7 protein-coding genes are annotated in these 12,794 nt (G+C 34.5%); all 7 read right to left on the reverse strand.

Annotation, left to right across the window (positions count from 1 at the left end; translation table 11 throughout):
- Positions 1-20 precede the first annotated feature (20 nt).
- The 7 genes from AP058_RS03575 to AP058_RS03605 all read right to left on the reverse strand — a co-directional run bounded on the left by AP058_RS03575 (position 21) and on the right by AP058_RS03605 (position 11,760).
- Entirely contained in the window at positions 21-1,076 is a 1,056-nt protein-coding gene (locus AP058_RS03575; RefSeq protein ID WP_066307080.1) for a UDP-glucose--hexose-1-phosphate uridylyltransferase, read from the reverse strand.
- A 4-nt stretch (positions 1,077-1,080) separates the two neighbouring features.
- On the reverse strand, positions 1,081-2,247 hold the full coding sequence (galK, locus tag AP058_RS03580) for a galactokinase (protein WP_066306990.1): 1,167 nt from the start codon (positions 2,245-2,247) through the stop codon (positions 1,081-1,083).
- Positions 2,248-2,268: 21 nt separating this feature from the next.
- Positions 2,269-3,243: an aldose epimerase family protein gene (locus tag AP058_RS03585; RefSeq protein ID WP_066306992.1), complete on the reverse strand. Its 975-nt coding sequence runs from the start codon at positions 3,241-3,243 to the stop codon at positions 2,269-2,271.
- A 299-nt stretch (positions 3,244-3,542) separates the two neighbouring features.
- Positions 3,543-5,141, reverse strand: coding sequence for a sulfatase (locus AP058_RS03590; RefSeq protein WP_231739498.1), 1,599 nt, complete (start codon positions 5,139-5,141; stop codon positions 3,543-3,545).
- A gap of 113 nt (positions 5,142-5,254) precedes the next feature.
- Positions 5,255-6,778, reverse strand: a complete 1,524-nt coding sequence (locus tag AP058_RS03595) for an arylsulfatase (protein WP_066306996.1) — start codon at positions 6,776-6,778, stop codon at positions 5,255-5,257.
- A 353-nt stretch (positions 6,779-7,131) separates the two neighbouring features.
- The gene (locus tag AP058_RS03600) at positions 7,132-8,616 is read right to left on the reverse strand and encodes a RagB/SusD family nutrient uptake outer membrane protein (RefSeq protein WP_066306998.1); all 1,485 of its coding nucleotides are present in this window, start codon (positions 8,614-8,616) and stop codon (positions 7,132-7,134) included.
- 72 nt (positions 8,617-8,688) lie between these two features.
- Positions 8,689-11,760, reverse strand: a complete 3,072-nt coding sequence (locus AP058_RS03605) for a TonB-dependent receptor (RefSeq protein ID WP_197413375.1) — start codon at positions 11,758-11,760, stop codon at positions 8,689-8,691.
- Positions 11,761-12,794: the final 1,034 nt, after the last annotated feature.

Below are 12,794 nucleotides of genomic sequence, written 5' to 3' on the forward strand. Positions count from 1 at the left end.
AAGCGAATAAATCCAATCTTTTATTTACTATTCAATTTATAATGTACATCTGGTAAATTGCGTAAAATTTCTGCACTTTTTTCTGCGGTAATGTCGCGCTGTGATTCACCTAACAATTCGTAACCGACCATGAATTTTTTGACTGTAGCAGAACGCAATAATGGTGGATAAAAATGCATGTGAAAATGCCATTCTGGATGGGCTTCTCCATCGGTCGGCGTTTGATGAATTCCAGAAGAATAAGGAAAAGACGTACTGAATAAATTATCGTATTTAACGGTAATTGCTTTTAAAATTGCGGCGTACGCTTTAATTTCTTCGTCGGTCATATCGGTAATTTTACCAAAATGACGCTTACTTACAATCATCGTTTCATAGGGCCAAATGGCCCAAAACGGAATCAACACCACGAAATACTCGTTTTCGATTACAATTCTTTCCTGCTGCGCTACTTCTTGTTTTAAATAATCTCCTAAAAGACTCGACTGATTTTCAGCGTAGTATTTTTTAAAATTTGCTTGTGTTCTGGACACTTGTGTAGGAAGTGATGACTGTGCCCATATTTGACCGTGCGGGTGCGGATTACTGCAGCCCATCACGCTTCCTTTATTTTCAAAAATTTGTACGTAATTGATAAAATCCTTTGCACCTAAAGCTGTATATTCTTGTTGCCATGTGCGTATAATATTTTCAATATCTTTTTCTTCCATTTCTGGAAGTGTTAAATCATGCCTAGGCGAGAAACAAACTACTCTCGAAATTCCGCGTTCGGGTTGCGATTTAAAAAAAGTAGGTTTTATGTCGGATTCAAAAGCTAGTTCTTCTTCTTTCATCGCGGCAAAATCATTCTCAAAAACGTAACAGTCTTTATACTCTGGATTTTGAAGTCCGTTGGCTCTCACATTTCCAGGACATAAGTAACATTCCGGATCGTATTTTGGTCTTTTTTCGGTAGAAATTGTTTCGTTTTGACCTTGCCACGGACGTTTCGATCGGTGTGGCGAAACCAAAACCCATTCGTCTAACAACGGATTGTATCTTCTATGTGGATCTTCGTATATATCAAATTTTTTCATTGGTTTATCCTTTATATAGTGAAGTCCCTTCACTGATTTTGACATCGTAGGTTTTCAATTCTATTCCAAATTCTTTATCGTACAATGCTGCAAATTTTTCTTTGACTGCTTCTTCTTGCCCTTTTTTGATTAAGTTGATGGTGCAACCTCCAAAGCCACCACCCATTAAACGCGAACCAATAACTGAAGCGTCATCTTTAGCATAACCAACCAAAGCATCTAGTTCTGCACAACTTACCTCGTAATCTTTAGACAAACCCTCGTGCGTGTCAAAAAGTAATTGACCTAGCACTTCAATATTTCCAGCATCCAAAGCTGCACAAGCTAGACTTACACGGGCAATTTCTTTGACCACATAATCTACCCTTTTATACACATTGGGACTTAATTTATCTTTTATTTCCACTACTTGGTCAGTGGTACAATCTCTAAAAGTTTTTAGAGATGGAAAATTTTCTTTCAGCATTTTAAAACCTTCTTCGCACTCTTCACGTCGAGTATTGTATGCCGATGTAAACAGCGAATGTTTTACGTTACTATCTAACAAAACCAAAGAGTAATCGCTAAAATTAGCGTCATGATATGAAAACTCCAACGTATTGCAATCTAACTTCATTACTTTGTCTTTTTTACCGTGAACACTGGCAAACTGATCCATAATTCCGCAATTGATGCCTACCCAATGTTCTGCTTTTTGTCCCATTAAAGCCATATCTTTTTTTGAAATTTCAAAATTAAATACGGATTTTAATCCGAAAAGAAAACCACATTCTAAAGCTGCTGAAGACGACAAACCTGAACCAATTGGAATATTACTACTAAAAGTACAATTTACTCCTTCGAAAGAAAGTCCTGCTTCTTTTAAATATTTAATAATGCCTGAAAAATAATTAGTCCAGATAGCATTATTTAATTTCATTTCTGAATTTAAGTCTATTTCAAATTCTTCGTCTAAATCTATTGCAAATATTTTCGACGTAGTACTGTTGTTTTTTTCAAAAGCAAAACAAATCACTTTGTCTATTGCTGCAGGTAACACGTAACCGTCATTATAATCTACGTGCTCGCCAATAATATTAATTCTACCTGGCGAAAGAACAATGGTCTTTGGTTCTGTGCCAAACTTTTCTTTAAAAGCGTTAGTAGTATTTTTTATTAAAATTTCATTCATAATATATATTTTTGGGGATCCTTATATATTTTGGAACCTGTATGTTGTTTTATGATAGTATTTTTCGCCCTTGCGCAATACTGCTGTTGGAAAATTTTTATGATTCGGTGCATCAGGAAAATTTTGCGTTTCAAAACAAATTCCGCTTAAAGCATGATACCTCGCATTTTCTTTTCCTTTTAGATCCTCAGAACAATTACCGCCCACATAAATATGAATTCCAGGTTGAGTGGTGGTAACATCCATTTGAAGTCCATTTTTCTTACTCACTAAAGTCGCCGCTACTTCTGCGTTGTCAGCCACGACAAACGTACTGTCAATAGTAGTTGGACATTTTTTAATGGTAGAAAAATCAAACGCATGATCCTGTAAAGCAATCATTTTTCCCGATGGCACATTGTCACAATTAGTTTCTAAGACTTCCTTTGCATTGACAAATAATTCTTGATCTACAATGGCAGCATCGTGTCCTTCTAAATTAAAATAACTGTGATGCGTTAAATTGACAATCGTGTCTTTTGATGACACTGCAGCGTACTCGATGCAAACTTCATTTTTTTCGGTTAGCGTATAAGTAACTTCAATTTGTAATTCTCCTGGAAAATTTTCTTCTAAATCTGGACTGATGTACTTAAAAGTCACCGACGGGTTTTTATCGGAATTTTGAGCGGCTATTTGCCATTCTTTTTGACTAAAACCAACAGCTCCACCATGTAGACAATTACCATGGTTATTCTGATGCAATTGATATTCTTGACCGTTTAATGAAAAAACACCTCTACTTATTCTACCGGCATATCGTCCTACTGTAGCTCCAAAATAAGGCGCTCCTGCGGAATCAAACGATTTGATATACTTTTCAATAGAATCAAATCCAAGAACTACATCTACTTTCTTGCCATTTTTTAAAGGAATTATAATAGAGGAAAGCGTTGCGCCATACCTCAACAGTGTAACGCTTATGCCATTTTGATTTGTTAAGGTATAATTATCCATTTATCGTACTACTTATTAATTTTGGCAGTGAATTAAAAAAACAAAATGTAAATAAATTAAAGAATCAATTTAAAATACGACATTTCATTAAAAACTTAAAAATACAAATCTAAAATAAAACAGTATAAATACATACTAGTACCTACCAGTTTTACAGTTGTTTTATTAAAAAAAATTTGTGCGCTTAATTAGATCCTCTTTCATACGAGAGATGACGCTCTTTTGCTAAATCTAATTTTAACGATGAAGCTGATAAAAATTAAAAGCAACATTATCAAATTTTACTTTTTTTTTAGAAATTAATCGTTGGTAGCTTTACTATTCCACCAATCTTTATTTGGCACAAAATCCTTATTTAAAATTGCTTTGCGTTGCCTCTCTAATTCGGGAAGCATAGTATTCTCGCGCGTTTCATACTGTTTTTGAGCTAAAACGGAATCGTAATTCGGATCTGCTTTTGGGATTTTAGCATTAGTTTCGGCTAGAAACGTATCTAACTTTGCTCTCAATTCTTGCCCTACTTTGGTGTTTTCTCTATAAACGTCTTTTTTCTCTGCAGGATCGTTTACTAAATTATAAAGCTCGTCGCGGCCATCTTCCCAATAATGAATTAGTTTCCATTCTTCTAGTCTAATACTACTAACTGGCTCACCCCCTTGATTTCCATAATGAGGATAATGCCAAAAAAGAGGCCTACTAGTTATAGTTTTCCCTTTTAAAAGTGGCACTAAACTAATGCCATCTATTTTTTGTACTGGTTTGCTTTTTACACCCGCCAATTCAAGTATCGTAGGATAGAAATCAATGCCCGAAACAGGAAAACTTACGGTTTTAGGAGCATTTTGCATAGCAGGAAGTTTTATAAAATACGGTTCTCTAATTCCGCCTTCCCATTGGTAGCCTTTTCCTCCTCGTAAAGGATAATTTGATGTAGAAAACGAATCACCACTTGCTACACCACCATTGTCTGACGTAAAAATCACAATCGTATTTTTATCTAATTTCAACTCTTTCAGTCTTTTCATTAGCAATCCAACAGCATCATCCATGGTTTCAACTAATCCAGCATAAATTGGATTATCCTGCTCCACTCGAATCGGCAGTACGTGTTCCATTTTATATCCAGAATCGGCAATACCTAATTTTTCAGCCTTGTCTCTGTATTTGCTCCATTTTTCTTGCGTAGTTTCTATAGGTCCATGAACGGCATAAAAAGACAAGAATGCAAAAAAGGGTTTGTTTTTATTATCGGAAATAAAATCGGCTGTTTCTTGTGCCAATCGCATCGAAAGATTCTCTCCTTTATATTTGTACGGCAATTTTGGATTTTCCCAAGGCCCATAATAGCCACCCGCAGGACTACCTACTTCCCATCCTCCTTTATTGATATCAAAACCATTATTTTCAGGAGTTGAATCACCATTGCCCAAATGCCATTTTCCAGCAAAGAATGTCTTATATCCTCCTACTCTCATCGCTTCAGCAATGGTTACATCAGTAGAAGAAAGGCCATGTTTGTAGTCTGCCGGAATTACTTTATCATTATTGCCTTGCACTCTCCAATTCGTTCCAGAAGTAGCACCAATCCAATCGGTAATTCCATGTCTTGCTGTAGATTGACCTAACATAATACTAGCTCTTGAAGGACTACATACCTGACAAGCTGCATAACCCGAAGTAAACACCACACCTTCTTTCGCAAGTTGATCTATGTTTGGTGTTTCGTAATATTTACTTCCAGAAAAACTAAGATCATTAACTCCATAGTCATCTGCCAGAATAAAGATTACGTTGGGTTTTTTGGTGCTTACAATTTCTTTCTGGTTAGTCGTTTTACAACCAAGAACCAAAGAAATCATGCAACAAATTCCCCCAAGAGTTTTAACTGTTCTTACCATACTATTTTTTTTACTTTATTAAAAAGTGAGAAACATAACGAGTGCAAATTATCTCCATAAAACTCATGATATGTCGGCTTATTTATTTCTAATTTTCATATATAAATATTTTGTTATTCATCGCCTTTTAAATCGTTATAAATTGCAATACATTTTGCTAATTCTTTCTTTTTAGAAGAAGCTAAATTTTGCTGCTGACCTACATCATTTCTCAAATCATACAATTGATATTCTGATGATTTACCAAGTTCAGTACTCACATTTTTATTGAATGCTGCTCCATTGTAAGGCGGAATCATAAACCAATTTTCATGTCGCAAAGCCGTATTTCCATCAGCCTCTAAAATTAAACTTTCTCTTCCTTTGGTACTTTTTCCTAAAAGTACAGGCCAGTAGTTTTTACTGTCTGAAATTATTTTTTGTTCTCCTGTTAAAGAAGCGAAGGAGGCTAATAAGTCCAGTTGAAAAACTATTGCGTTGGAAACTCCAGGTTTGATTTTTCCTTTCCAGTAGGTAATAAACGGAACTCTAGTTCCACCTTCAAAAAGACTGTATTTCCCTCCTCTTAGTTTTCCTGCAGGCTTATGATCGCCTGTTTTTTCTACGGCATCATCGGCGTAGCCATCGTTTAGAACGGGACCATTATCACTTGAAAATACAATTAATGTGTTTTCTAAAATACCTTCGTTTTCTAAGGTCTTCACAAATTCACCGACACACCAATCGGCCTCCAAAATAACATCACCTCTCGGACCAAGACCTGATTTACCAGCAAATTGCGCTGATGGCGTACGAGGAACGTGCGGTTGCTGCATTGCATAATATAAAAAGAACGGTTTTTCTTTATGAGTTTTTACATAATTCTGCGCTTTAGTTAAAAAACTAGAAGCCATATCTGTATCCTTCCATTTTGCTGTTTCTCCACCTTTCATAAATCCGATGCGCGGAATTCCGTTTACAATACTGTTATTGTGGCCGTGATCCCATTTCATTTTCAAAAGTTCCGGATTTGAAAGTGCAGTAGGTTCTCCTTCAAAATTAGTATCGTAATTTACACTTATCGGATCATTAGCATCCAGATTCGCTACTGTTCCGTTTTCTATATAAACTGTAGGCACTCGGTCTTGAGTAGCTGCCATGATATACGATTCATCAAAGCCAACTTCGTTAGGACCTGGAGTAATTTTTTTATTCCAATCGGTATCACCGCTACCTAAACCCAAATGCCATTTTCCGATAACAGCGGTTTGATAGCCTTCTTTTTTTAACATCTTCGGAATCGTTTCTTGCGTGGTAGTTAACAATAATGGTGCAGTTCCGGGTAAAATTTTAGCATTTTTATTACGCCAAGGATATTGTCCTGTTAACATGCCGTATCGACTTGGCGTGCAAGTTGCCGAAGTAGCGTAGCCGTCGGTAAAACGTATGCCTCCTTTTGCCAAAGCATCAATATTTGGTGTTTGAAGCGCTGTTGCTCCGTAGCAACTCAAATCACCGTAGCCAAGATCGTCTAGATAAATTATAACTATATTGGGTTTTGACTTTGCCTCTTTTGATTGAGCTTTACTGCTATATAATCCAAGGTAAAAAAAACTTAGTAGCAGAAGAAAACAACTGTAGTGAGTATTTATTTTCATGATATTTAGTTTAGTTTAATTTAAATTTTATGGTTTCAAGCAACAATACAATACTGACTGGAAGTCTAACTTATATTAGTAATAATTGGGAATCGATTGGACTACAATTGGATGATTTTAGGAACTCTAGAAATTCAAAAATAGAACTCTTTGTTTCAAGAACACACTAGAACCTACCAGTTATTTTTATGGCTTTAGAGCAAAAAGATATTTTATATTTTTGCTATTTAGCTACTTGTTTAGGCATTAAAAAAAAACCATTACTATCATTCACTGAATTTTAAACATCGGTAAATGAGAGTAATGGTTTAACTTATTTTACTATTGTAAGTAAACAAACACTTACTTTGGACCTATTTTACGAAAGGAATCGGTGCCCAGTAATATTTATGACTTGCATCGTCTGCTTGATTGATAAGAGCAGCTTCGCTAGCATCTCTAGTCGAATTCATTTTTTGAACCGTTTCTGTTCTCAATAAATCAAACCATCTATTACCAAATTCAGCTGCAAATTCCCAACCTCTTTCTGCTACAACAGCATCTTTAAAATCTTTTGGTGATAAACCTGCTGTCAAGTTTGCCAATCCAGCTCTAGTTCTCACCTTGTTTATAGCTGCATATGCAGAAGCATCTGCACCAGAAGCCATAGCTTGCGATTCTGCATAAATAAGCAATACATCAGAATAACGAATTAGATAACTAGTTGCGTCTCCCCACCAGTTTGGACTTGAATGGGTAGCCCAGTCATAATCGTTAGTATCTCTGTACTTCCAAAAGTAAGGATGCTTTTGTTGTGTTTGTTGCCAAGTTATTACATTATTAGGGTTGTTTTTTACAAAATATTCTTCTTGATAGGTAGCCGCTTTTCTAGGACCTTCAGGAAAATTTTCATAAAAAGTAATATCTCCTAATAAATCATCCCAACCACCTTCTTCAAAATCTGGACCTGTTGACAATGGTCCATTTTGGCTACCGTTTTCCCAAACATATTCAGGAACATTTACATTATAGTAACATCCAAAAACAGTTTCTTTATTAAATTTGTTCTTAATTCTCCATAAATCACCATAATTAGGTAAAAGATCATAGCCCCAAGTTGCACTATTATCAATTACTTCTTTGGATTTTGCAGCTGCTAACGCATATTTACTTTCGTCTTTAATTGGCCATCCTGCCATATTTAAATACACACTAGCTAGCAATGATTTAGCAGATCCTTTTGTGGGAAAAATATCAACGCCATTTTGTTGCTTTAAACCTGTCCAATGATCTGGTAACATGGTTTCTGCTTTTTGAAGATCGGCAATCATTAATTCATAGATTTCTTGCACTTTTGCATTTGATCTATTTTCATCAATTTTAGTATCGGTAGGCATAGGAACTTCACCCCATGTTCTTGTTAAATAAAAATAACTGATAGCACGCATAAAGTAACCCATACCACCTGCATTATTTCGTACTTCTTCTTTTACATCTGTGGCCTCATTATAATTAGCAACAAGTGAATTAGCCGATTTAATCGTACTGTACGCATAATTCCAAAGCGCTGTCATTCTATTATTGGACGACGTTGCATTAAACACATCAAAATCAGAAAATTCAATTTTGTTACCAGTTCTTTTCGAAGTAATATCATCAGCAGCATAGGCAGGACCCTGCAATTGATTGAACATACCATTAAACTGCACCACTAGAGCAGCTTGAGCCATGTCAAAATCTTGCTCTGTTTTATAAAAATTACTTGGCGTTAAACTTCCTTTAGGATTCTCGTCTAAAAAATCACCTGAACAAGAAGATAAAAAGGCTGCCGCTAAAAGGCATATAGAATATTTTTTCATCGTTTTATTTTTTATAAATTATTTTAAATTATTCCCTTATCACTAGTACAAATAATAAGGGAAAAAATTTTATTAAAATCTAATTTGACCTCCTACTGTAATAGTTTTAGGTGACGGGTAAGCTCCTAAGTCAACACCTGCATTAGTGTCTCCTGTTACTGTACTTGCTTCTGGATCAAATCCTTTGTATTTTGTAAATGTTAAATAATTTTGTGCACTTACTGTTAATTTAATGTCTGCAAATTTTAATAAGTCTTTAGAAATATCGTAAGATAAACTAATGTTCTTCATACGTACATAACTACCATCTTGTAAAAACTGAGTAGATTCAATCCAACTCTTACTTGTATTACCAGGATTTGCCCAAGTTGAACTTGTGTTTGTTGGAGTCCAGTAATTTGCAGCATCGGCTAGCGTAATAAATTTATTATCACTTGTAGGAATTGCAGCAGCAGCATACGTTGCGTTAAATACTTTATTTCCAAAAGATCCTTGAAAGAAAACGTTCAATTCGAATTTTTTATACGTAAAAGTGTTATTAAATCCTACTTGAATTTTAGGAGTTGCAGATCCAGAAACTACTCTGTCTTCAAAACCGATAGAACCATTTCCACTTACATCTTTATATTTTGCATCTCCAGCTTTGTGAGTTCCTTCGTCTGTTTGGTATACTCCTTCCCATGGAATTAAATAAAACGCACCCATTGATTCTCCAACTTTAACAACCTGAATATTAGTAGTAATTAAACCACCACCAATGTGCGGAATGTTGATATAATCGTCTTTACCTAAACTCTGTACTTTATTTTTGTTAGAGGCAAAATTAAAACCAGAAGACCATTGAAAATTATCTGTTTTGATAGGCGTACCGTCAATTACAAGTTCAAATCCTTTGTTACTTACCACTCCAACGTTTTTGAAGAAAGAACCTCCACCGTCATAATTATTTACAACTGTTTTTAACAAAAGATCTGATGTTGTTTTATCGTAGTAGTCTGCACTAATGTTTAATCTATTGTTTAAAAATGATACATCAATTCCAAAATCTTTTTGCTCAGTAGTTTCCCATTTTAAATCTGGTGTAGATGGACTACCCAAACTGTATGCTGGAGATAAAACACCCGTTCCATAAGAATAGGACAAGTTATTTAACAATCCTAAAGTGCTGTAAGGATTAATTGCTTGGCTACCTGTAATTCCCCAACCCGCTCTTAATTTAAGATTAGAAACAACGTCTAGATCTTGAATAAAAGACTCATTTGAAAGTTTCCAAGCAGCACCTACAGAAGGAAACGTACTCCATTTGTTATCTCCTTGAAATTTAGAAGAACCGTCACGTCTTAAACTTGCTGTCAATAAAAATCTATCATCATATCCATAAGAAACACGACCTAAATAAGACAACAAAGAGTAATCAGAGTAATAAGAAGAAATCGCTTGAGAAGCATTTAATCCTAAATTATAATAGCCGTTAGTTAAAGACGCTAATCCAGAACCCGATGCTTTAAAACCGCTGTTTGTATTTGACAAAGACTCCAATACGGCTACAGCATTAACGTTATGCTTGTCAAAAGTTTTATTAAATTCTAATATACTACTGTTTTGGAACGTGTAATTTTCAGAATACGATTGACCAGAACCGTAAGAAGGTTGCAACCATTGGTTTTGCAAATACGCTGCTTTTTCATTTAGCATTTCTAAACCTGAGTTATTAGTAAATGAAAGCCAATCTGTAATTGTGTATTTAATTTTACCATTAAAAGATCCAATATTTCTAAAAAAGTCTTTGTTGGTTTCTTTACTAGTCATGTACGGATTGTTCCAAATTGGTGAAACTCCTGTCACATTGTAAATTCCTTCCGAATCATAAACCAATTCAGTTGGTGCCCAAGTAACAGCTCCCATAACTGGATTTCCTTTGTAACCGTAGTCATCATTATTATGACCTTCAATTCTACTAGCAAATACATCTACTCCCAGACTTAACTTACTGCTAATTTTAATATCAACATTAGACCTACCTCCAAACTTCTTTTGACCTGTATTGATTAAAAGTCCGCCTTGATCAATATGAAATCCAGAAACAAAATATTTAACACTTTCTGAACCACCAGATACAGACAATTGGTTGCTGGTTGTAATAGAGTTTGCAAAAATTAAATCTTGCCAATCGGTACCTTTACCAGCAAATGAATCTGGATTAGCAAATGCTCCAGGCGCAGAAAGGTTAGCAATTTTAGCATACGTTACTGCGTCCATTACATCATACTTTTCCATCGGAGAGTTAAAACTGGTAAAGTTGTTAAACTCTATTTTAGCCACGCCCGATTTTCCTTTTTTAGTAGTTATGATAATTACACCATTTGCTCCTCTTGAACCGTAAATTGCAGTAGCAGAAGCATCTTTTAAAACTTCCATCGATTCGATATCGTTTACATTGATTTGGTTGAAACCAATACTTCCTAAAGCAATTCCATCAACTACATACAATGGAGAATTTGATCCGTTGATCGAGTTGGCCCCTCTAATTCTAATTTTCACATCTCCACCTGGAGCTCCAGAGTTTGCGCTAACAGAAACTCCAGCTACTCTTCCTTGTATTGCCGCAGCACCGTCTAATACTGGCTGATTTTTAAATGCTTTTGCAGATAAAGTAGAAACCGAGCCTGTTAAGTCTTTACGCTTCACAGTACCGTATCCTACCACAACTACTTCGTTCATTTGCTGAGCTTGCGATCTTAAAACGATAGTCAGCTTGTTGTTGTCCTTAATTTGAACTTCTTGATCAGTAAACCCCAAATAAGAAAAAATAAATACGTCTCCTTTTTTAGCATCAATGGTAAAAGTACCATCCATATCACTACTTGCTCCCATTTGAGCTCCCTTTTTAACGATATTCACTCCAGGAAGCGGCAAGCCTTGTTCGTCAACTACTTTTCCTGTAATTTGATCAAATGCAATAGCACTTGCTTTTACCAATTTTAAATTCGTATTGATTTCGATACTTGCCACATTTCTAGTAGCAAGGACATCGTATTTTTCTAAAAATTTAACTTCGTTGCTATTTCCAGCGTACGAAGTAGTAGCTATCATAGATCCTAGAACCAATTGTAGGAATACGATTTTATTTTTATTGAAAATCATTTTAGTTTTATTATTTATAACCATTATTTAGTTTGTTTGTTAGTTCATAACTTTTACAATGCGTTACTATCACTTGACAATAACTTTTTTATCAGGAAGAATTTAAAAAAAAATCTTCCTGATCTTTTTCGATTAATTTGTTAAGTCGGTTTTCCCTTTTTCATATCTATTGTTTTGATTAGTATTTGGCTTTTAGTTTTAGTTAATTTTTTATTAAAATATTTTAATTTAGATTTCAAAAGTAGAACGGATTTTTAAAAAAGCATATCACTACCAACCAGTTTTTTTATTAATTGTGAAAAAAAAATAAAGCATTAGTACATTTTATACGGCTTAATTAATAAAAACATAAAGAAAACTCCGCAATCGAGATAGTCGAAATTATAGTTGTCGAATAAAAATTCGTAGGATTATTTTTTGTTTTTAAAAATTATATCGGAGCTGTCAACCGACCTAAATTCATTTTTTTATCTGAGTTTCTATGGATTTTTGAATTAATTATATTGACTAATATTTAAAATTATTTCCTATTTTACAGCTCCACATAAAAATAAAACAGCTACTACATATTCTTTAATTTAAGTTTTTTTTTAGAAGAATTTTCAGTGTAATCAGTACGTGCCATAGCACCTGAAGCTTATTTTATATCGTTTTTATTTGTAAGAGTACAATTGAATTTTTTTTTAAATAAGATCTTTCTACTAGTACAATCAGAAATTTTAGACAGAACGAAATTTTGAGTCAGAGATCAAGAAAAAATGTTTTTAAACAGTGCCTATCAAATTATTTATTGGTACATGATACAACTGCGACGAACAATTTATCTCAGTATTAAATAGTCAATACAATAATTTTCGTCCAATTAAAACTGGTAGGTACTGATATGGGCTGATAATCCCGTTTTACGGATAAATCACGATAATCTTCTAAGGTCGAAAATAACACAACAATCAAATATCAGCGAGCTACAAAGAAATTTCATCAATGAATATGCTTTTTATTTATAAAACTGAAGTCAAGTACTATCCAATTAC

Origin of the sequence: Flavobacterium sp. TAB 87, assembly GCF_001529295.1 — a bacterium.
Classification (GTDB): Bacteria; Bacteroidota; Bacteroidia; order Flavobacteriales; family Flavobacteriaceae; genus Flavobacterium.